We start from the raw sequence: 22,057 nt of genomic DNA, 5'->3' as shown, positions 1-22,057 counted from the left end.
TTAGGTGCTGGGTGCTGGGAAATGGGAAATGGAAATTCCTATACTATCGAGTTCTATGACGTTGTTTCAAATATCTGCCATACAGTTTGACATACACTGTAGTTAAACCCCCTGTATCGCAAATAATTCATCATCTTTTTTCTGCGATCTGATTCATTCAGCCGGCGCCAGGCTTGCTTTTTATTTTCAATGGCCTTTAATGCCAGGTCTTCGTCTTTGTAGGCAGTTAACAATTCTCCGGTAAGTGCCGGGTCAATGCCTTTTTTGCGCAGTTCAAATTCAAGGGCAAATACGGATTTGGGGTTGTAACGGATTCGACTTTCAATGAACTGGCGTGCAAAGGCCCTGTCGTCAAGGTAATTAAAGTTTGACAACTGTGCAATAACCTGCTCAATAATGTTGGGATCATATCCTTTATTCGTCAAATATGCTTTCATTTGTCGGATGGTTTTAGGGCTTTTTGATAGATATCCTAAGGCCTTTTGGTATGCGTTTTCAACAGTCATTTTTTTTTCATGCCTTCAATTAGACGGCCGGGTGTCGTAATCAGATCTTCCAGCAGGTTGAGTAATCCTTTTCCCACTGCAGACGGATGAAGGGGAACCACAATGGGGTCTGATATTTTTCCATAGGCCCTGGCCGGCAAAGAGACCAGACGGCCTTTAAGCATCGTATTTACAATCGGAATCTGCTTAATGATGGTATCAATGGTTTTAAACGGGGCCACCAGAAAGGTGATATCAAGGGCATCATTTAGCGGATCTGCCCATCCATCAGCAATGATGGCCATATTGTCTGCATCAATAAAGGCTTTTTTTATATGCACCACGCTCTCTTTTATGTCTGCATTGGCCGTGAATGTTTTAAATCCGAATCCTTGCTGCTGCAGGTCTGTGTCCCCCAAAATATTGAGTACTGATAAAAGCCTGGAAAGCAGCGTGGCTTTAAATATACGGCCGGACTGCGCCTGGAAATTAAGATACCCGTTTTGTTTGGATATTACTTGGGTCAGGGTCTGTGCCCCGCCGGAAAGTTTTCCCTCGAGTGTATAGCTTCCTTTAATCACACTTTGGCTTCCTGTCAGGCAACCGATTGAGAACGACACCTCCTTTGCCTGATCCGTATTAAAAAAAATGTGGGTTGAAACCCTGGGCCTGTCTCCGACATGATCGACGGTTATCTGTCCTGAAAGTTCAAGGTCGCAAAAGCGTGCATGGGTAATATATATATCCGTGGTCGGCTGATTAATTGTTACCCTTGCCTGAACCTCTTGGTATAGCCGCTGGTCATAAATCAGTGAATTGATATTGAGAAAAATCTGTTTCTGTTTTACCAGGGGGCGCGGGGGGCGATCGGATGCAGATATTTTGTGTCGGGACAAAAAGGGATCAAGATTAAGCTTGTCTGCGGTAATGATGATGTTGCGTGTTTTGTCCGTTGAAACCGATAGCGCATTTTTACCGGTTACCACCTGAAGTCTGCGGTAAAGATACGAATCCGGGTGAAGTATATTTTTCAGGGTTGTTTTATCCAGTTTTCCGGAAAAATTAATTTTGGGCATATCCGGCTGTTTGTAAAATATTATATCCGCATCGCTTCGTTCCCCATCTGCTATTTGCACGTTTGAAGGAAGCATTTTGTCCATGGCAGAACCGTCTGCCATGAAGGATATCTTTGCACCTGAGGTCGTGAGTAACTCCCCCTGAAACAGACACGCGCCTGCCTGTCTCATAAACTGTCCCCGGGTCAATGTCAGAGGCAGGATAATACTTTGGGTATATTCCGGTGAAATGTTTTTTTTAAGCCAGGAGAGCGCGTTAATGGTGCAGGCAATGTCAGACAGTTTGATTGTTGATGGGCTTGCGTCAAATTTGCAGGATATATCGGATATCCCTTTGCGCTTGTTTGAAAATATAATATCCCCGTTTGTTATCCGGCCCATCATGTGAACCTGCCACAGATCCGGCGAGAACATGGGACCTTTAACTCTAAGATTTTTAATCTCCATGATTCCAAATAAATTTTTAACCGGGTCAAATTTCTTTCTCGCGCCAGGGAAAAGATCAATCAACGGTGCCACCTCTTCCAGAATGATATTGGCGGCCAGATTTTTTATATTTATAGGTACGGAATCCTTGGTGTCTATACCGGCATTTAGGTTTGATATCCTGCTGTTTCCTATAGCCCCTGACATGCCTTTGAGAATAATCCTTTGTTTATCCAAAAGAAAAGAGCCGCCGTCAATATGAATGGGCAACGGCATGCGCTGGTAGTTCCCGTCTGCCTGGATGTTTTTTGCTGTGACCTTGACCGCCAGTTTTTTTGGACCTTGGGATTTATTTAACGCAAGAATCGCATCTGCCCGGCCACTCAGATCGGATATTTTTGAGATTTCCCGGGCAAGTGCCGTATCCGGTAACAAAGAGATAAGTGTTTCAGGAAGTTCTGCTAAATCGACTTTCAGGGGGATTTGACCTGAAAAGGGAATGTTGGTGGGTTGATGGGTCAAATTGATATCAAGGTCACCATCGGTGATAACGGTTTTTCCCACATGGCCGCCTTTCAGGTGAATGCTCAACACGTTCTCTTGCATTTCAGCACAGCCCGAGGCATTGTCAACAATGACAGGTACATGGGGGATTTTAACTGTGGTCGATTCAGCACAGCCGTTTATAAAGAGATTTTCTGCATTAAACAGGTGACGTCTGTCTTTGCTTTTAAACCCCACCGTAACCTTTGGAACGATTCCTGCCCTGAGTATATCAAACAGGATTCGCGGTGTTTTAAGCCAGTTGAGAAGTGGCAGACATACCTGTTTTGCCTGCCTGATATCAATATGCTCTCCGATAAATTCAATGCGTGATGTCTCTTGTCCGTGGGGAAGGGATACATCTATTTCAACGCGCCCCTTGGGATAAACAAGTGTCAAAGGGGCAAGGTGTGCAGTCACGCTCTTTTTTGACAGGGCAAATTTAAGGTCGAGTTCCCTTGCGTCAATGCTGTGGTCATTGGGTACGTCAAGGTCAGCCTGAAGGGATGCGATTTTAAGATTGCCTGCAAGAAAGGTGTTCGCATCATGTTGGCAGTCCACTGCCATGTGTGGGATATTAAGACCTGTTATTCGGCCGTTGAGTGCGGACGCAAGTCTTGGGATATGATTTGTTTTTAATCGAATTCCGGATATCTGCGTCTTGATATTCACAGATCGTTCCCGGCCTGTTATCCGAACCCGACAGTCCATGGTGTTAAAATAATTTGACCGGGCATTGGTTACGATAATATCCAGTTGGTCTGCATCTGCGAGGGGGTGATCAAGCAATCGGTCAAATCCGTTCTGTATTAATGTGGCCAAATCCGGTGGCACTGTGAATTTATTTTTTTCGACAACAGTTTTGTTATGGATCAGTTCAGGGGATTCAAGGGTGATGCGCCTTACAACCGTGTTTAATTTGAGCAGCCGGCCTCGATCCAGTTCCACCCGCGCTTTGTTGATTGTCACCTGGTTTCTTTGGTCAATCTGTACTGATATCTCTGTTATGCAGATACCTGGTAGGGGGGTAAAAATAAACCTTAATTGATTGAACCGGACGTCAATGCCGGTCTTTTCCTGAAGAACCTTGGTCAGATGCGCTTTGACTTGCTTCGTGTTGATCAACGGGGTAATGGTAAAGAACAGAGTTATTGCGCAGGCGGTCACGGTTACCGAAAAAAAAACAGCAATGCGCAGTATGCGTTTTTTATTCATGACCATGCATTCAGGTTATAAAATCTCATTAAATAGTAATCAAAAGTATTTAACTTACGATTCAATTAGACTTTTTTATTAAGTTGTGAGCAACAGCTTGTTTTAAATCTCACATTTCAAAACTCACATGCTATTGCCATTTATATCCGGTTTTACGACTTAAGGTAATAAAATCCGCAGCAATGTATTTGGCCTGGTCTGTCAGGATATCCTTGATTTCTTCTCTTTCCGGGTCAATATCATCCAGGGTTGTCAGAGGTTTTTCCCCTTTCTGTTTCCGGTAATTGTTTTCCAGAGCCAGCTCTTTTTGGTTAAAAACGGCATCTGTTCGAAGGCGTTCCGCCAGATTCAGAGAGAGTTTTTTTTGTTCACTCATCGATTCCGCCAACTGAATCCGTTGGGTGAGATATTTGATGCCAAAAGAAGTTTCAGCCCTTTTTTTATAGGCATCGTCCAACGGTTTGATCATGGGCTGCAAAGACGTATATGCTGAATAACGGGTCGCATCAATATGGTCCCAGAGCAGGGCACCGTCAAGGGCGCTTTCGCCGGTATCTTTGATCCTGTAAACCTGGGGAAACCAGATGTCGGGTTCAACGCCTTTGTGCTGGGTGCTTTGACCGGAGACCCGGTAAAATTTAGCCGAGGTCATCTTCAATCGTCCATCCCCCAGGGGTTTGAGTTCCTGAACCGTGCCCTTGCCGAAACTTCGGGTGCCCATAATAAGGCCCCGGTGATAATCTTTGATCGCCCCTGCAAAAATTTCACTGGCCGATGCGCTCATTCTGTTGATGAGCACCATCAGCGGTCCGGTGTAGACAATCCTGGGATCTTCATCATACAGGCGCGATACTCTGAATTTGGTTTTGACCTGTACCGTGGGCCCATATTTAAGAAACAGCCCTGTCAGATCATTGGCCTCTTTAAGCGATCCCCCCCCGTTGTCCCTTAAGTCAATAATCAATCCGTCAATGTTCTCTTTTTTTAATTGCGCGAGCAGTTTTGTCACGTCTCCGGTGGTGCTTTTGTAATTTGGATCGCCCCTGTGATAGGCGTCAAAATCAATGTAAAAATTGGGGATTTCAATGATGCCCAGCTTATAGCGCCGGCCGTTTGCGGTCAGGTCTACCACTTTTTTCCGGGCTGACTGTTCCTCAAGCTTTACCTTGTCGCGTTTGATGCTGATGGTGTCGGTTACGCTGGATTTTCTGGCAGGAATGATTTTTAACCGCACAAAGGTATCCTTGGGTCCCCGAATCAGTTTAACCACATCGTCAATGCGCCGGCCAATGGTATCTTTTATCTCTCCATCCCGGCCCTGACCTACGCCGATGATTTTGTCTCCGGGGGCAAGTTTCCGGGATTTGTCTGCCGGACCTTTGGGAATAAGTCGGACGACCTTTGTGTATTCATATTCGTTTTGCAGCACCGCGCCAATGCCCTCTAAGCTCAGTCTCATATGAATGTCAAAATCTTCAGACAGACGCGGGGCAAAATATTGGGAATGGGGGTCAAAAGACATGGTGACGGCATTCATAAAAATCTGGAATACATCCCGGGACTGTGTCTGGGTCAGGCGGGACAAGCGGTTTGTATAAATTTTTTCCAGGGTTTCAGAAATCTCGTCATCCGGGGTTTTATTGATTTTTAAATTAATGATATGATTTTTCAGCTCTTTTTTCCACAGGGGTTTAAGGCCTGACGCGTCCCGGATAAAGGGTTTATGATCATAATCAATGACAAGGCTGTCGTTTTGGGTAAAATTAATTTGGGTTTGCCAGGATTGGGCCAGTTCGAGAATATATTCAAGACGCTGTTCACTGCGGGACTGGTAACGGTTGAAAATTTTAAAGGCCGGTCCAAGGTTTCCCGTTTTCAGATATTTATACATCTGCTGTTTTAACGGTTGAAAATCGCTGAGATCTGCCTGGGTCAGCAGATGCCTGCCTGGATCCAGGGATTTGATATACCGGTCAAACACCAGAACGGACATGTTTTTATCCAGTTTTTTTCCGGTAAAATGATCCCGTTCAAGGGCATTAAGGATGGCAATACACCGCTGGGACTGCTCCTTTTGAAACGTCAGTTCGGCAATTTGTGCATGGCAAAGAGGTGCGAAATAAAAAAAGATGGCGACAACCAGCACAGCCCGAAGCCTGTGGTGAAGTTTATTGATCTGTGTCATAGTTTGTGTTTATATCCTTTGGTCGTTCAAAACTGATCCGGCCAAGCCTGCCGGATCTAAGGTCCCTGATGATAAGCTGTGCTGCTTTTTGAAAATCGATATATCCGCCTTTTTTAAGACATCCCCTGGCGTTGCCCACGGATTCGATAAGATCCTGGGGCGCTCCGGGTAATGGATTTAAGAACGGGTAACGCGCAACAAGGCAGGCCGGGTATCTTTCCAGTAAAAGCTGTGCGGCAAAAAGGGCGATGTCATGGTAGTCAACGGCTGTGTCACTGATGGCCCCGGACATCGCCAGGACAAGTCCGCGCTGCCGGGGTTCGATCACCGGCCACAGGATACCCGGGGTATCATAAATATCAATATTGCCTTTAAGGCTGGTGCGTTGCTGGTGCCGGGTAACGGCCGGTACATTTCCGGTCTTGGCCACTTTCCGGCCGGCCAGGGTGTTCAAGATCGTGGATTTACCGGTGTTGGGAATACCGACCACCATGACTTTGGTTTTCCTTGCCTTGTTTCTGTCTACCTGTGCGACCAGTGATTGCAAGGCATGTGACGCCTCTTGCAGGCGGGTCCCGCAGATAGCTGCTGCCGGCAGTTTAATCTCCCGGTTAAAATATTCAAGCCAGGCCTGTGTCGTCTCCGGATTGGCAATATCCGCCTTATTCAGTACTTTTATCCGGTTTTTGCCTGTGGCAATCCGCTTTAAAAAAGGGTTTGAACTGGATAAAGGCAGCCGTGCATCCACCACCTCAAGCAGGGCATCGACCTTGGCAACGGCACTTTTCAGCTGTTTTTTTGTTTCCAGCATATGGCCGGGAAACCACTGGATGTTCATCTTTTTATTTTTTTAATTTCCTGTTGGTGATTGATTGTTCTTTCCGGCGGCATGGGGTCGTGTTCAACACTCTCTTTTTGAAAAAGATACAGATATGAAAAAACGATTGCAATGATACTGGAACCGATAAACCCGCTGACAGCCAAGGCAATGGTATATCCAATCCAGTTGTAATGGTTGTAATACCCAAAGAGACCACCGGCTGTCAGACTTAAAATAAATATAAAAACGAAAATGAATTTCATAGGTACATAAAACGTCTAAAATTTTTATAACGCGCAAAATCCTGTCAGTATAGGAATCAGCGCATTGTGCAAATCCTTGTTTGCCGCCGCAAGGCCTTTTTCCGGGAATTGTCCGCCGCCTGTAAAATCCGTGATCACACCGCCTGCTTCCCTTAAAATAACTGTTCCGGCTGCAATATCATAAATGTTGAGATTCAGTTCCCAGAATCCGTCCAGACTGCCCATGGCCGTATAACAAAGATCCAACGCCGCAGATCCGAACCGCCGGATGTCCCGAATTTTCGGCACAATCTCATTAAAAATCGGTAGATTGTTCTTTTCGAGGCCAGCCCTCAGGCACGCAAATCCCGTTGCCATGACCGCGTTGTCAAGTTCCCTGGTTTCAGAGACATGGATGGGAATGTCACCGACAAATGCACCGTTGCCTTTTTGCGCATAAAACAGCTGGTTCAGGGCAGGGGCATAGACCACGCCGAGCACCAGCTCTCCCGCTTTTTCAAGGGCAATGCTGATGCTGTAAAAGGGCAGCCGGTGGACAAAAGAGGTGGTGCCGTCAATGGGATCAATGATCCACCGGAATTCGCTTTCTGCCCGGACCGCCCCGTACTCTTCTCCAAGCACGCCATGATCCGGATACCGGGCAAGGATCGCCTTAACCAGAAACACTTCAACTTTTTTGTCTATTTCCGTGACAATATCTTTTGTTGATTTAAATTCAAGGTCATGGGACGTCAATCTTTTTTGGCCTTCAATGCAGATCATACCGGCGTCAAGGACCAGGTTTTTTATAAAAGGAATCAAGATATTCACCGTTTTTTCTACTCATTGCTCCAAAGGCTGTTAAAACTTAATTTAAGAGTATAGGAATTTCCATTTCCCAGCACCCGGCACCCAGCACCTAACAGCCCGCCCAAAGGGCGCTAATTTAATTATTATGGCACATTACATGGCATTTGAAAATAGTTAAAAACCCCGCACATCCATTGCGAAAATTCTAATTAAAGAGTATAGGAATTTCCCAGTACCCAGTACCCAGTACCCCGCCCAAAGGGCGCTAATTAAAATACAATTTCCCCAGTCTTGATTTTTTAATTGTGAAATGCAATTATAAATTTTTATGACCGGTTTCATTTTGGAGGATTGGATGAAGCGATTTTTTGTTTCCACAGTTTTTTTAGCCATATTTGCCGCACATGCAACACTGGCGGCAGAAGAAGACTTCGCCCCCGCCCAATCCGAATCACCTAAGTTGAGGCCGCCCATTGTAAGGACCCACATTCCGACACTGGTAGAAACCGTTCGTTTTTCCGGCGATATCCACCTATGCGGGGAAAAAATACCTTTTACAGACCCCGAAGTCCGAGAGCGGCTCGAAAAAGAGATGATGCTGGCCGTATGGAATCGTCCCCAGGTGATGCTGTGGCTTAAACGGGCCCATCGGTGGTTTCCCCACATCGAAAGCGTTTTAAAGCAGGAAAAACTGCCCCTGGATTTAAAATATCTGCCCATTGTGGAAAGTGCGCTCCTGCCCCATGGCAGATCATATAAAGGCGCGGTTGGATACTGGCAATTCATTAAAAGCACAGGTAAAAGATACGGATTGCGCATTGATTCAAAAGTCGATGAACGCCGGAACATGTTTTTTGCTACCCGGGCGGCCTGCCGCTATATTAAAGATCTTTATTCACGGTTTGGCTCGTATCTGCTGGCCATGTCCGCATATAACATGGGCGAAAATGGTCTGAGCAAGGCCATGGCGCGTCAGGATACCCGGGATTTCTTTTCCCTTTACCTGCCCTTGGAGACCCAGCGGTATATCCTGAAAATGGTTGCTGTTAAATTGATTATGTCTAACCCGGAAAGGTATGGATTTCATCTTGAGCCCCAGGATCTTTATCCGGTATTTACGTTTTCTGAAATCAAACTCTCCCCCAAAAATGATGTGCCCTTATCCATGGTCGCCAAGGCCTGTGACGTCCCATTCAAAACCATTAAGGATTATAACCCCCAGCTTCGAGGATATCATCTGGAGAAAGGCAGCACCACACTTCTTGTGCCCAAGGGAAAGGATAAAGGGTTTTATAAAAAATTTCCTGCCCTTTATAAAGCCTTGGTTAAAAAGCGGCGACCTGCTTCAAGGGTCCATGTCGTCAAAGCCGGAGAAAACCTTTCCGCCATTGCAGAGAAATATAATATATCCCTGTCCGGATTGTTGAGAACAAATAAGCTGTCAAAAAAACATATCATTCATCCCGGGGATAAATTACGTGTGCAATAATGTTTTTTTAAATAACAGGATGCTACGCAGAATACGGAAAATTTAAACAAAAATTCAATGAATTCCGGTATGGAAATGGATTGATTGAATTCGTCGAGATGGGGGATAATCGGCTGCATGCCGGCCAATATATTTGATTCCCATATATGCCGCAGAAAAGTCCCGGCAATGATTGATCAGCAGGTGTTCTTCACGGAACCGTGCGCGGGTGGGCGGGGTGTGGTTCATCTTTTATTGGGAAAGATCCTGCTCTGAAATGCCCCAGGGCGCAGGCCCCTTTGGGACCGGCAGATTCGGTGGTTGTGATTTCGGGGTGGACGTTGGCGATGTTGTGGTAGCGGGTTTTTGGGGGCGTTGTTCAGGTGTCGATGCTGTCTTGGGCTTAGCAGCAGTTGCTGCTGCCCTTTTTGCTGTTGAATATGCTGCGTCTGCGCGCTTTTTAACGCCGGCAATCTGATTTTCAAGATCCTGTCTAAGCAGGCTTAAGTGTTTGTCCAATTTTTTGTCTATGGCTGCTGCCGTATTCGTTTCTAATGCATCCACTCTTTTCCCCAACAGGCCTGTGTCCTTAACTAGCTGCGCAATCTGTTGTTCATAGGCGGACAGTTCAAGCAGTCTTGCGTCAAACTCTTCCTTGAACAGGCGGAATTCTTTTTTGATTTGCGCGGAGACCGCTTTAAAATCCGAACTGTTTTTATCAATGGTGGATAAAAGTTCCTGATTAATACGTTCCATGGCTGCCAGGGTGGACTGATCCTGGTCTGCATTGGCCTTAATCCGTTTATCCAGTTTGGCCAGGGCGGCGTCCATGGCCTTGAGATCCACCTTGGCGGCTGACATTTTTTCTGTCTGTTCTTCAAGGGCCCGGCGTTTGGATTCAAAGGCTGTCAGCTTTTCATCCAACGCGTGGGTGGCTTTGGCAATGCGTACATCCAACGCATTGAGCTTTATTTCAAGATCCTGTGATACCTGTGCCGTCTGATTTGCCTGGGTCTGGTCCACATCCACCACCTTTTCGGTAATGTCCAGATAGACAAAGACTAAAATGGCAAGGATGATGCAGGGAATAATTACGGAAATGATGGTCACCCGCTGGGATAATTTTTCTATTTTTAGGGTGTTGGCTTCCTGTTGGAACATTGAGCCCCCCATGCCCGGCCCATTACCCTCAAATACCCCTTCATCCTCCGGATTCAGGTACTCTCCAAGTGTCTTTTCACTCATCTTCAGCTGTTTATTCCCATTCAATGGTGCCCGGTGGTTTTGAGGTGATATCAAAGACCACACGGTTAACCTTGTCCACTTCATTGATAATGCGGTTGGAAATTTTTCCCAGAAGATCGTGGGGGAGCTTGGCCCAGTCCGCTGTCATGGCGTCATTGGATGTGACCGCACGAATGGCCACACAATTGGCAAAGGTGCGCTTGTCTCCCATGACACCGACACTTTTTACCGGCAAAAGTACGGCAAAAGACTGCCACAGGTTCCGGTAAAGGCCGGCCTGTTTGATCTCCTGGATAAGAATGTCATCGGCTTTGCGAAGAATATCAAGGCGCGCCTGGGTAATCTCCCCCAGGATGCGGATGGCAAGCCCTGGGCCGGGGAAGGGCTGGCGCCAGACAAGGTCCGCGTTGATACCAAGTTCAAGGCCGAGTTTTCTGACCTCATCCTTGAACAGCAGCTGCAATGGTTCAATGAGTTTAAGATCCATCTCTTCGGGCAGTCCGCCCACATTGTGGTGGGACTTGATGACCGACGTGGGACCGCCGAACGCGGATTTGGATTCAATAATATCCGGGTATAACGTGCCCTGACCAAGGAACTGGGCACCTTCAACCTTTTTGGCTTCGGCGTCAAAAACCTCAATAAAAAGCTTACCGATGATCTTTCTTTTCTCTTCAGGGTCCGTAACCCCGGTCAGTGCGGTTAAAAATTTTTCTTGGGCATCCACAAATTTGATGTTCATGTCCAGATTGGCCCGAAGGCTGATCTCAAGCTGCGCTTTTTCGTTCAGGCGTAAAAGTCCGTTGTCCACAAAAATGCAGTGCAGGTTTTTTCCCACGGCTTTATGGATCAGGGTGGCGGCAACAGAAGAGTCCACCCCGCCGGAAAGGCCCATGATCACTTTTTTATCGCCAACCGCATCCTTGATCTGGGCAATGGCCCCTTCACTAAAGGATTTCATGGTCCAGTTCTGATGGCATCCGCAGACATCAAAAAGAAAATGGCGGATCATGGCAGTGCCGTTAATGGAGTGTTCAACTTCCGGGTGAAATTGCAGGCCGAACAGCTTTCTTGAATAATCTGCAATGGCGGCAATGGGGGTGTTGTCGGTCTGCGCCGTAATTTCAAATCCCTTGGGCAGGGTTTTGGCAGAATCGCCATGGCTCATCCAGCACTGAAAGCTGGTATCCATATCCTTGAACAGCGGGTTGCCCGGATTGATACGCAGTTCGGCAAAGCCATACTCTTTTTTGCCGGCCTGTTTAATGGTACCCCCAAGGGTATGCACCATGTAGTGCATGCCGTAGCAGATACCAAGAATGGGGATGTTTAAGTCAAAAATACCGGCGTTTATGGTCGGGCTGTTCGCTTCATAAATGGATGACGGTCCGCCGGAAAGAATGATGCCTGTGGGGGAAAGTTCCTTTAATTTTTCCAGGGGTATATCCGCCGGTTCCACCTGGCAGTATACATTATTTTCCCTGACACGCCGGGCAATCAGCTGGTTAAACTGGGATCCGAAGTCAATAACTATGATCATGGGTTTTTTCCTGCAATGATTAGATTTAAATCGACAAATTTTCCTATAAACATGGCAAAATTGCAAGTTGTTTTTGGTCTGAACTTGCCAAGAATGAAGGATTATGCTTTATTAGGTTCGCTTTCATTATTTTAAATTTAAGGAGATTGGATGTATTTAGCCAGTGATTTGAGAAAAGGGCTTAAACTGGAGATTGACGGTGATCCCCATGTGATTGTCGGTTTTGAGTTTAAAAAGCCGGGCAAGGGGCAGTCCCTGTATAAGTGTAAACTTAAGAATATGATCACAGGTTCCCAGTTTGAACGTACCTACCGTTCCGGTGACAAATTTGAAAAGGCCGACCTGGAAGAGACGGATATGGAGTACCTCTATTCAGACCGGGATGGCTGGTGGTTTATGAATTCCACCACTTACGATCAGATCATGCTGACTAAGGAGCAGATCGGAGAGAACGTGGACCTGCTCAAAGAAAACACCGTGTGTACCGTGCTTCTGCATAACCAGAACCCCATTGGCGTTACACTTCCCAACTTTGTGGTTCTGCGGGTCACGGCCACCGAACCCTGGGCCAAAGGCGATACTGCCACGGGTGACACCAAGCCCGCCACGGTTGAAACCGGTTTTGAAGTCCAGGTGCCCCCTTTTGTGAATGAAGATCAGTTGATTAAAATTGATACCCGGACCCGGACATACGTTGAGCGTGCCAGCGAATAGTTTCCATAAGCCTGGTAGGGTGGGCAAAAGCGCAGCGTGCCTACCCTACCGCGCTGGAAATTTATCCGCTTTTGTGTAAATACCCATGCGGTGTATTTAATTGTATCGGGGCCCTTCTCTGGAATCTTCAAAGCCCCTTGAATTACTTAAAAAAAGAAATCAGCGCATGAAGGTTGGTCATGGGATGGGGCGGGCATCCAGGGATAAACAGATCCACCGGCAGGATTTTGTCCAGTCCCTCAGTAATTTCCGGGCTTCCGATGAACGGACCGCCGCTGATGGTGCAGGAGCCCACGGCAATGACCACCTTTGGAGCCGGTGTGGCCTCATAGGTCTGGAGCAGGGCTGTTTTCATGTTCCTGGATATCGGGCCCGTGACCACAATCCCGTCGGCATGACGGGGAGAGGCGACAAAGTTGATGCCAAATCTGCCCAGGTCAAAAAACGGTGTGGCCAGAACGTTGAGATCCGCCTCACAGGCATTGCAACCGGCCGCAGACACCTGGCGCAGTTGCAGGGAACGTCCAAACAGTTTTTTAAAATGCTGCTTGGCGTGTTCGGCCAAGGCCGGCAGATCGCCTGATGTTATCAGATCTGCGCGTTCTGCCGTGGCAATTTCATAGTCATTGGTAAATTTGATCTGACCGTTGGCGTTGTTTTCGCAGGTTCCGCAAAATATGCACCGGCCCATGTCGATTTTTTGATTCTGCACATCTATGGCGTCCTGGGGGCAGGATGCGGCACAGGTTTCAAGAGTTGCTCTGGAAATATTATCCTGGATAACGGGTCTGCCTCGGTAGCGGGAAAATACCTTGACCTTTTCTTCGGGATACCGGTTGGTCCGGTAGCCTTGTTCAAATCTGTTTTTCAATACACTGAGCATATAATATTCTCCGCTTTTTTAAAGATCAAACCCGCAATAGGATAGATTAAAACTCTTGTTGTTCAAGGGAAAATCCGATATCCCGGTATCCCTAAGGGACATCGCCAGTCCGTTCCAGTTGTGAAAGGAGGGGTCCTTGATCTTGTACCTTAGTATTTTCCCCTTTTCATCGGTCAGGACAGCATGGGACACTTCCCCCCGCCAGGCCTCGTTCAGGGCCACGGAAAAGCTTGAAGCCGGCAGGTCGTTTGCTATCCCCTCGTTTACACACTGGGTTTCCACGGGAATGGCAGCCAGGGATTCAACCATCTGAAGAGACTGGAGAATCTCGTCATACCTGACCCGGGCCCGGGCATAGACGTCCCCTGTGGTTTTTTTATTTTCCGGTATACCCATGTGCGGGTAGTGTTCCGTAGGGAAACACCGTCTCACGTCGTAGACCATGCCGCTGGCCCGGCCGGCAGGCCCCACCAGTCCGAGATGATCGGCATCTTCATGGCTTACCGCCCCGCATCCTTCAAACCGGGCCCGGACAGTGACGGCGTTGAAGAGCAGGTCCAGTACATGCGTCACTTCGGGTCGGAGTTCTGCCAGGCGTTCGTTGAGCACTTTTCTGATATCATTGGACAGGGAAAACCGAACCCCTCCGGGCCGGACCAACCCCTTGCCGAACCGGTTGCCGCAAATCAAAAGGGAAAGGTTGAGAAAATCGCCTCTGATCCTGCCAAAATAATTGGCCGGCGGCAAAAAGGCAACGTCTCCACTGAGCGCCCCAAGGTCACCGATGTGGTTGGCCAGGCGCTCCAGTTCCAGGGCAATGGTCCGGATGACCCCGGCTCCCTGATCCGGTTGAACCCCGGTCAGTGCCTCCAGATTTTGGGCCATGCACAGGCTGTGGCCGATGGTGGTATCGCCTGCAATGTTTTCCCCAAGAATGGGAAGCCGTTTTGCCGGAACTGTCAAAAGTTGTTTTTCAATGCCCCGGTGTTGGTATCCCAGTTGGATTTCAAGGTGCAGAACACGTTCGCCAATACAGTTAAACCTGAAATGCCCCGGTTCGATAACCCCGGCATGGACCGGCCCCACAGCTACCTCGTGGATCTCCTCGCCCTCAACCTGGTAATACTTATAATTTCCGGGGATATCCTGGGAGTAATCATTGCCGAACACATCCGCTGCCCCGTCTGTATAATTGGGGTGATATCGGACCATTTTCAACCATGGGTGATCCTGGGGACGGATACCGTACTGTTCTGCCATTTCCCGTTCAAACAGGTGAAAAGGCTCACAGGTTTTTGTGAACGAAGGGTAGGGATCAGGCACATCACAGCCGGCTACAAATAGTTTGTCGGTACGCAATACCGCAAGAAGCTTTAAGCTGCCTTTATCCGGGTAGGCAAAATAGTGGACAATTTTGCCCCCGTTGCCGACCAATTCCAGGGCCTGGCTCTGGAATTGGTCGAAAGGAAGGTGGGGAATATCCTTGCGACTGACTTTTTGGGCGTTTGAAATTTGTAAAAAAGCGTTGCTCATTTAAGTCCTCCGCCAATGGCTGTTATTGCATCGGATATGGTTTGATTCAATGAATCCGGAATAAAGAAACACAAGACCAGTGAGGTCAAAAGTAACAGATACTGGGGCCAAACCATGCTGATGCTTTCTTTCATTTTGATGACGGTGTCCGTTTCATCAAAGCTGATTTTCATGACCTGGTTGGCAAAGCCTGCAAAAATAACACACAGGCTTAGGATAAAAACAGTGACGGCCACATGAAAACCGGCTTTGAATGCTGCAATGACAATGCAAAATTCCCCGATAAAAATACCAAAGGGAGGAAATCCTGCAATCCCGGCAAATCCTGCAAAAAAGGCCACAAAGGTTCGGGGCATACCCTTGACCAGGTTCCCGGTATTTTTAATCAGCCGGTCCCCGTATCCTAAAAGAATGTTGCCGGAAGAGAGAAACAAAGAAGATTTAATCAGGCTGTGGTGGAGCATGCAGATCACCGCACCATATACCCCTAAACCGCCCACACCGGTTCCAAATGCAATAATGCCCATATTCTCGATACTGGAATAGGCCAGCATTCGTTTGTACTCATTCTGTTTGAGGATAAAGGTTGCTGCGGCCAGAATGGACAGTAGGCCGAACACCATGAGAATTCCACCGGAAAAGTCCTGAAGCCCTGCGGCCACCATAATCTTATTGGTTTTAAAAATGCCCAGATAAGCGCAGTTGAGCAAAACCCCTGACAAGAGAGCTGATGCAGGACTTGGTGCCTCACTGTGGGCATCGGGCAGCCAGGTGTGCATGGGCGCAAGCCCCATCTTGGTGCCGTATCCCACCAGGACAAAGACGAATCCGGCTTTGAGCCACACGGGATCCAGGGTTTTGGCTGCCCCGGCCAGGGCGGAAAAAGAGAGCGGTGTGCCGGAATTGGCCTGGCCCATGGAAAAGGCCACCAGGACAGACCCTAAAAGGGCCATGGCAATGCCCACCGAACAGATGAGCACATATTTCCAGGTCGCCTCAAGGGAGGCCGCAGAGCGATGGGTGTAAATTAAAGGTGCGCTTGCCAGTGTTGTGGCCTCAATGGCAATCCACATCACCATGATATGGTCGGACAGGGTGACCATGGTCATAGTGGCCAGAAACACCAGCATGGAGCCGGTGAAAAGGCCTTCGGAAGGGATTTCACTTTCTCTAAGGTAGCCCACGGTGTAAATAGAGATCAAAAAGAAGAGCAGGGAGATCACCAGCAGCGACAGCATACCTTCGGGTGTCACTGCAAAATATTGATCAAAATACGCCGGGGGGTGATTTTTCCAAAGCCTGAACGAAAGCGTCAGGTGAACCGCTCCGATCACCACCAGCAGGGATCGACCAAGAAATTTCGGCAGAAAAAATGCTATAAGACCGGCAATAAAAGGGATCGCAAATACTATTTCAACCATACCCTAGTCCTTTAAGGTTCTGAGCAACGCCGTATCCACGTCGTCAAAGGTCTGTTTAATGTTACGCAGGATCACGGCCATGATCATGACTCCGGCCAGAACATCCAGCAAAATACCGAATTCAACAATATGGCGGGTGCCCACAGACAAGCCTGACCCCACCAGATAAATCCCGTTTTCCATCATGATGTAACCGATGACCATGGCAATGGCGTTTCTTCGGGCCATGAGCAGAAACATACCTGTAACCAAAAGGGCAATGGCCGTAGGCTCCAAAAGTTTAAATCCGCTCACGGAAACGATATCCAGGCGTGCGGATATATAGGTGGCACCGATAATCAAGGCAAGGCCGCACAAAATGGAAGCATGGTATCCCACAATGGGTTCAACCAGTCTGCGGATAGCCCCTTTTCTGATGGCCACAAAAATACTCAAAGGGATAATGATACCCCGGATGAGCAGGGTGGCCAAGGTGAACACCGTGCCCCCGGTAGTCATATCGTGCCCGATAAAAAAGGGAATGATGGAAATCACTATACCCTGGAACCCCACCAGCTTGATCAAGACCTGGACCCGATCGGTCCCGAATGAAAACAGAACCGACAGCAGTACAAAGGATAAAATTATATCAACCGGGTTGAATATCATTTCACAAACTCCAAGGTGATGATGGTTGCAAAAAAGGCCAGGGCAAAGGATGTCAGTACAAACTGGGGTACCTTGTCCATTCTGTATCTGGCAATCACCGACTCTGTTAGGCCTACGGCAACATAGACGACCAGAAGACCTGTGATATACAGCACTATCGGCAATCCGAAGATGCTGGATTCAAAGGGAAGAATCATTCTTGAAATAATAGTGGAATAGAATATGAGCTTGCAGAAAGAGCCAAGCTCAATCAGCCCGAAATCCGGGCCGCTGTGATCCAGGACCATGACTTCATGGATCATGGTCAGTTCAAGGTGGGTGGCCGGATCATCCACCGGGACCCTGGAATTTTCAGTCAAAAGGATGATGAAAAACGAGAGTACGATGAACAGTAATGGTGCCCCTACCGAACTCCACATACTTTGGGTGGTGTTGCCTGCAAAATAGGCGGATAATTGTAGTTCCCCTGTGATCCGGTAAAAAAAGATCAGGATCATGAACATGGCCGCCTCGCAGATAATGGGGAAGTACGCTTCCCTGGCTGCGCCCATGCCTTCAAAGGGGGAGGCCGTATCCATGGCCGCCGCAATGGTAAAGAATCGGCCAAGTCCCAGGATATACAGGACAAAAATCACATCCCCTTTAAAAGAAAATATCGGGTTGTGTCCTGCAATGGGAAGGAACATCAGCGCGGTCATTGTCGCGGCAAGAGAGATGACAGGTCCCAGTTTAAACACAAAGGTGGTGCTGTTGCTGTAAACTGATCCCTTTTTAAACAATTTAATCAGGGTGTAGTAATTGATCAAAAGGGGCGGGCCTTTTTTCCCTCCAAAAAATGCCTTGATTTTCAGGATCAGGCCTGAAAAAAACGGTGCTGCCAGAATGGCTGCAAGCCAGAGTAAAATGGATTGAATCATACAACATTCCTTCATATAAAAAACAACAGCAAGATAATTGTCAGCAAAATATATCCGATATACAAATGAATATCCCCATGCTGCATCCAGCGAAGCTTGTCAAACAGGTAGAGAACAGGACGGACAACCGCATTAATCATGTGAAGCTCTGCAATGTCGTTGACATGGCTGTGGTAGTGGGTCTTTACAGGGAACCGTCCTTTGATGGGCGGATGATCCTCGGTGAGCGGAGCCGCAGCACTGAAAAATTCTAGAATAGATCCGGCATAAGAAGAGCCGGTATATTGCATCTTAACCGTTGGTTGGGTAAAGCCGCAGCCCCATGTTCCGGATCTTGTCACGGTTTTCTTTCTGTAGTAAATTGACCGGGTTCCTAAGATAATCAGGACAAGGACAAGGAACAGCAGAGCGGCAAAGGTGATGTTGCCGGTTATGTGCCCAAAGGGCTCAACAGGAACCTGGCCGTAGTCAAGGCCTAATGCCTGCACGGCCTTTAAGGCCATGTTGATGAACACTTTTGGGTATACGCCGATGATCACGCAAGCTGCGGCAAGTATTCCCATAGGAACCATCATGGCCACGCCGTGTTCCTTGGCATTTTCCGCCACTTTGGTCCGGGGTTCTCCCTGGAAAACCACCCCCACCACCTTGGTGAAACAGGCCAGGGCCAACCCGCCGATAACAGCCAGGCTGATGATGGCAAATATGCTCATGGCAAAGGTCATGGAGCCTAAGGGGATGGACTTGAAGCTGCCCATATAGATAAAAAATTCACTGACAAATCCGTTAAAGGGCGGCAGGCCGCAAATGGCCAGAGAGGCGATGATAAATGTAGTTCCGGTAATTTTCATCCCCTTGAGCAGTCCGCCTAATGCGTCAATGGACCGGGTGCCGGTCTGGTGCAGCACCATGCCGGCTCCCATGAACAAAAGGGATTTGAATATAGAGTGGTTGAGAACGTGCAGGATGCCGCCGGCAAATCCAAGGACAGTGACCAGGGGATTACCCGTTGCCGCACCGATCATCCCCATGCCCAAACCGATGAGGATAATCCCGATATTCTCCACACTGTGATAGGCCAAAAGCCGCTTGATGTCATGCTGTCCCAGTGCGTAAACCACCCCCAGAATTCCGGACAAAACGCCGGCAATCAGGGTGATATATCCAAAAATAGGGGTATGAAAATCCAGAATTGCGTAAATTCTCAGTATCCCGTAGATGCCGGTTTTGATCATTACCCCGGACATCACCGCTGAGATATGGCTGGGGGCTGCAGGGTGGGCATGGGGCAGCCAGACATGAAAGGGAAACACGCCAGCCTTGGAGCCGAACCCGATAAAGGAGAGCACAAAGATCAATATCTTTACCGCTTCAGGCACATCGGCCATGGGCGCGAAGTCAAAACTGCCGGTATGGCCGTAAATCAGCCCAAATGCGCCCAGAACAAACATGGCACCTATGTGAGTAAAGACAAAGTAAAGATAACCGGCCTTTCTATTCTCGCTCGATTCATGGCCGTAAATCACCAGAAAGAAGGAGGACAGGGACATGATTTCCCATGAAAGCATGAACGTCAGGATATTGGCGGCGGTCACCACCAAAGCCATGGAGGCGATCAGCATACTGAAAAAAAAGTAATTGACCCCGTTTTTAATACCCCCTTCTTCATTTTCCATGTAATGGAAGCTGTAAATGGCTGCCATCATGGAAACGGCAAAGATGGCAGTCAGAAAAAAGGCGGAAAGACCGTCAACATGAAAGGAAAGAGAAAAGAGATCCAGATAGTTGAAAGAAGTCCAGGCCTCGCCTGGATTTAAAAGCTTGCCTGCGGAATCAATCAGCCCTAAAAGAGAGCCCCCGCTTAGAAGCAACACGGCAATACCTCTTGATAATGTCTTCTGCCGGGCCAAAACAAGAGATAGAAAGCCGCCGAGCATAATGATTAATGTGGAATTAAAAAATTGACACATACCTTCCCCAATTTATTCTATTCGATTTGTAGATTCCTATCGTCAAGTTTCCTAAGCTAAAAAAGTCCTTGGTATGTACATGTTGTTTTTTAGGTTTGTCAAGAAAATTGTAATAGAATGAAACAATTTCACAGCATGAAATGTAATTATCCCCATTTTTTAAATGAATCATGCAGAGAGTCCAATTTCAGGAATATCCAGAACAAAGACGCTTAATTTTAAAATCTTCTTGTTTCCAACGTAGTACTCGAAGCCTTTAGACTGGTCAACTTTGGGGCTTTTTTAAGCCCCTCGGTCTTGAGCCGAGGGGTATTTGACTGGTTTGCAATATTTTTTCAGGACCGCAATTTCGTTCCTTTTTTAAAATTTGCGGTCCTGAACATATCTCGTTCTTTGATTTAAGGTTTTATTCTTATGGCCGGGTATAATCCTTTTCGTTCGCCTGTCCGGTAAGGCTGAATAATGTTATAGGAGATATTCTGGTCATCCTGGGCGTGTCCTCTGTTTTCTCCGTCTTTAAATAGCGCCCCGTTGTCCTTGAGAATCTTCTTTAAGCGATCCTTGAAGGAGCCGATAAACACGGAACCTTTTCCTGAAAAGGTCATTTTCCCTACAGTCAAATTCTCCCTGACTTCGGCCAACGCATCCAACGAAATGGTATTGGTGGCAAGGTCTTCCGGAGATTGAATGTATCCCCATACCAAATGTTCGTTGGGAATCTGTATCGGCATACTTGGGCTGATGATGGTGTGAGGCATTATAATACAGCCTTCACCGATTTGAATCCGTGCATCGGGTCCACCGTTTAAAAAGGAGTTGAACCCCACAAAACATTCCTGGCCGATATCGGCATGGATAATTTTGCCGCCATGGGCTGTAATGCAATTGTCTTCCAGGATCGAATCAATAATATAGGAATTTTCCTGGGCATTGGATCCGTCTCCCATGGTTGCATTCTGAAGAAAGGATCTTTGGGCCACCAGGACATTTTTTCCAATACGGGTTTTTCCCTTGATTCTGGCATACCGGTTGACTGCAGAGCTATTCGGGACTTCAAAGGGCTCTAAATGCATGACCTCAAACAACCGTTCAAAATCCTGATCCCGAGCCCTGACAAAGTCGTAAATCACCCCCTGGGGCTGGAAGGTCTCATTCACTCCTACAAAATTATCAAGGATACTTTTCTTAAATTTGTATTTAAATTCAAAATGGGGGCTCTTAATCCAGACGGTGCCGGGATCGATTTTCCGATGAAAAAGCTCTCCAACTTGAACATAGGAAAATTCTCCCACGATACACGAGTGCAAATTCATTAAGTCCACGGTGGCAAAGGGACCTATAAAGCAGCCTTCCAGGGTGGATCCGTGGATATTGGCGTAGTGGGCGGAAATAGTATTGCGGATACTAAACAATTCGGGACTTTCAGGGTTGTGGGAATTGCTGTGGACCAGGGTTTTATAAAGCAGGCTGTCTAGAATGGAAATCATTTCATCCTCAACCAGGGGGATATCCTTGGCCGATTTTATGCAGTCACCTTCTCTTTTGAGTTCATCTCCCCTGACATCACTTTTATAAATAGCGGAGCGTCCCACATAACATTTTCCTAAAAAATAACTGCCTGCGATATTGGAATTTTTAAAGTTAAAATAAAGGGGATGGCGGGAGGTAATGCCGTAAAAAGCGTAGAATTCGAGCATTTTTTCATGATCAAGGGCATGGTTGACAAAGGTCTGCGTGTCAAACTCGAATTCCAGTAAATTAGCGTTAACGCGGCTGATGATCCGGTCGCTGAGTTGCTGTAGCTGGCTCATATTTTGTCCTGTATTTTAAGTTGTCATTTTTCGGATTTCCCTATTCATTAGTGAAAATCCAGGGTTTGTGGCCTTAAGGCGCATGTCTGTAATTCAATTTACAAT

The 22,057-nt window shown here is 47.4% G+C and carries 18 protein-coding genes; 2 read left to right on the top strand and 16 right to left on the bottom strand.

The features are described 5' to 3' along the window. Window positions 1-53 precede the first annotated feature (53 nt). The 6 genes from HXW94_RS06025 to HXW94_RS06000 form a co-directional block, all read right to left on the bottom strand. Complete coding sequence (locus HXW94_RS06025; RefSeq protein ID WP_178366000.1) at window positions 54-506, bottom strand: regulatory protein RecX; 453 nt, start codon at window positions 504-506, stop codon at window positions 54-56. Further along, a complete protein-coding gene (locus HXW94_RS06020) occupies window positions 503-3,745 on the bottom strand; it encodes an AsmA-like C-terminal region-containing protein (protein WP_178365999.1) in 3,243 nt (1,080 codons plus the stop codon). Before HXW94_RS06020 ends, HXW94_RS06025 begins: the two co-directional genes overlap by 4 nt. 130 nt (window positions 3,746-3,875) lie before the next feature. Continuing rightward, complete coding sequence (locus HXW94_RS06015) at window positions 3,876-5,930, bottom strand: carboxy terminal-processing peptidase (protein WP_178365998.1); 2,055 nt, start codon at window positions 5,928-5,930, stop codon at window positions 3,876-3,878. Next, window positions 5,914-6,768: a ribosome biogenesis GTPase YlqF gene (ylqF, locus tag HXW94_RS06010; RefSeq protein ID WP_178365997.1), complete on the bottom strand. Its 855-nt coding sequence runs from the start codon at window positions 6,766-6,768 to the stop codon at window positions 5,914-5,916. Before ylqF ends, HXW94_RS06015 begins: the two co-directional genes overlap by 17 nt. Then, entirely contained in the window at window positions 6,765-7,013 is a 249-nt protein-coding gene (locus HXW94_RS06005) for a hypothetical protein (protein WP_178365996.1), read from the bottom strand. The genes ylqF and HXW94_RS06005 overlap by 4 nt, the downstream gene beginning before the upstream one ends. A gap of 24 nt (window positions 7,014-7,037) precedes the next feature. Next, on the bottom strand, window positions 7,038-7,823 hold the full coding sequence (locus HXW94_RS06000) for an inositol monophosphatase family protein (RefSeq protein ID WP_343054557.1): 786 nt from the start codon (window positions 7,821-7,823) through the stop codon (window positions 7,038-7,040). A 334-nt stretch (window positions 7,824-8,157) separates the two neighbouring features. Between HXW94_RS06000 and HXW94_RS05995 the strand changes: the two genes are divergently transcribed. Beyond that, a complete protein-coding gene (locus HXW94_RS05995) occupies window positions 8,158-9,291 on the top strand; it encodes a lytic transglycosylase domain-containing protein (protein ID WP_178365994.1) in 1,134 nt (377 codons plus the stop codon). Between the two features lie 54 nt (window positions 9,292-9,345). Here HXW94_RS05995 and HXW94_RS05990 read toward each other — a convergent pair whose 3' ends face one another. The 3 genes from HXW94_RS05990 to guaA are packed head-to-tail and all read right to left on the bottom strand — an operon-like array spanning window position 9,346 to window position 12,055. Further along, entirely contained in the window at window positions 9,346-9,519 is a 174-nt protein-coding gene (locus HXW94_RS05990; protein WP_178365993.1) for a hypothetical protein, read from the bottom strand. 3 nt (window positions 9,520-9,522) lie between these two features. Next, complete coding sequence (locus tag HXW94_RS05985) at window positions 9,523-10,515, bottom strand: hypothetical protein (protein WP_178365992.1); 993 nt, start codon at window positions 10,513-10,515, stop codon at window positions 9,523-9,525. Between the two features lie 10 nt (window positions 10,516-10,525). Beyond that, entirely contained in the window at window positions 10,526-12,055 is a 1,530-nt protein-coding gene (guaA, locus tag HXW94_RS05980) for a glutamine-hydrolyzing GMP synthase (RefSeq protein ID WP_178365991.1), read from the bottom strand. Between the two features lie 150 nt (window positions 12,056-12,205). On the opposite strand from guaA, the gene efp reads away from it, so the two are divergent. Further along, window positions 12,206-12,769 (top strand): elongation factor P, encoded by a 564-nt coding sequence (gene efp, locus HXW94_RS05975; protein WP_178365990.1) that lies wholly within the window; start codon window positions 12,206-12,208, stop codon window positions 12,767-12,769. A gap of 142 nt (window positions 12,770-12,911) precedes the next feature. Here the strand turns inward: efp and HXW94_RS05970 are convergent, their stop codons facing one another. The 7 genes from HXW94_RS05970 to HXW94_RS05940 form a co-directional block, all read right to left on the bottom strand. Then, entirely contained in the window at window positions 12,912-13,652 is a 741-nt protein-coding gene (locus tag HXW94_RS05970) for an NADH-quinone oxidoreductase subunit B family protein (protein WP_178365989.1), read from the bottom strand. Window positions 13,653-13,670: 18 nt separating this feature from the next. Continuing rightward, window positions 13,671-15,185, bottom strand: coding sequence for a hydrogenase large subunit (locus HXW94_RS05965; protein WP_178365988.1), 1,515 nt, complete (start codon window positions 15,183-15,185; stop codon window positions 13,671-13,673). Continuing rightward, window positions 15,182-16,606, bottom strand: a complete 1,425-nt coding sequence (locus tag HXW94_RS05960; RefSeq protein ID WP_178365987.1) for a proton-conducting transporter transmembrane domain-containing protein — start codon at window positions 16,604-16,606, stop codon at window positions 15,182-15,184. The genes HXW94_RS05965 and HXW94_RS05960 overlap by 4 nt, the downstream gene beginning before the upstream one ends. Window positions 16,607-16,609: 3 nt before the next feature. Next, window positions 16,610-17,254: a hydrogenase gene (locus tag HXW94_RS05955; RefSeq protein WP_178365986.1), complete on the bottom strand. Its 645-nt coding sequence runs from the start codon at window positions 17,252-17,254 to the stop codon at window positions 16,610-16,612. After that, window positions 17,251-18,171 (bottom strand): respiratory chain complex I subunit 1 family protein, encoded by a 921-nt coding sequence (locus HXW94_RS05950; protein ID WP_178365985.1) that lies wholly within the window; start codon window positions 18,169-18,171, stop codon window positions 17,251-17,253. Before HXW94_RS05950 ends, HXW94_RS05955 begins: the two co-directional genes overlap by 4 nt. 11 nt (window positions 18,172-18,182) lie before the next feature. Beyond that, window positions 18,183-20,141: a proton-conducting transporter transmembrane domain-containing protein gene (locus tag HXW94_RS05945; protein ID WP_178365984.1), complete on the bottom strand. Its 1,959-nt coding sequence runs from the start codon at window positions 20,139-20,141 to the stop codon at window positions 18,183-18,185. Window positions 20,142-20,539: 398 nt separating this feature from the next. Further along, on the bottom strand, window positions 20,540-21,952 hold the full coding sequence (locus HXW94_RS05940; protein WP_178365983.1) for a transferase: 1,413 nt from the start codon (window positions 21,950-21,952) through the stop codon (window positions 20,540-20,542). Between the last annotated feature and the right edge of the window lie 105 nt (window positions 21,953-22,057).

Origin of the sequence: Desulfobacter latus (assembly GCF_013389365.1) — a bacterium.
Lineage (GTDB): Bacteria > Desulfobacterota > Desulfobacteria > Desulfobacterales > Desulfobacteraceae > Desulfobacter > Desulfobacter latus.
Note: the sequence above shows the minus strand (reverse complement) of the source record. Positions and strands in the feature narration are given on the sequence as shown.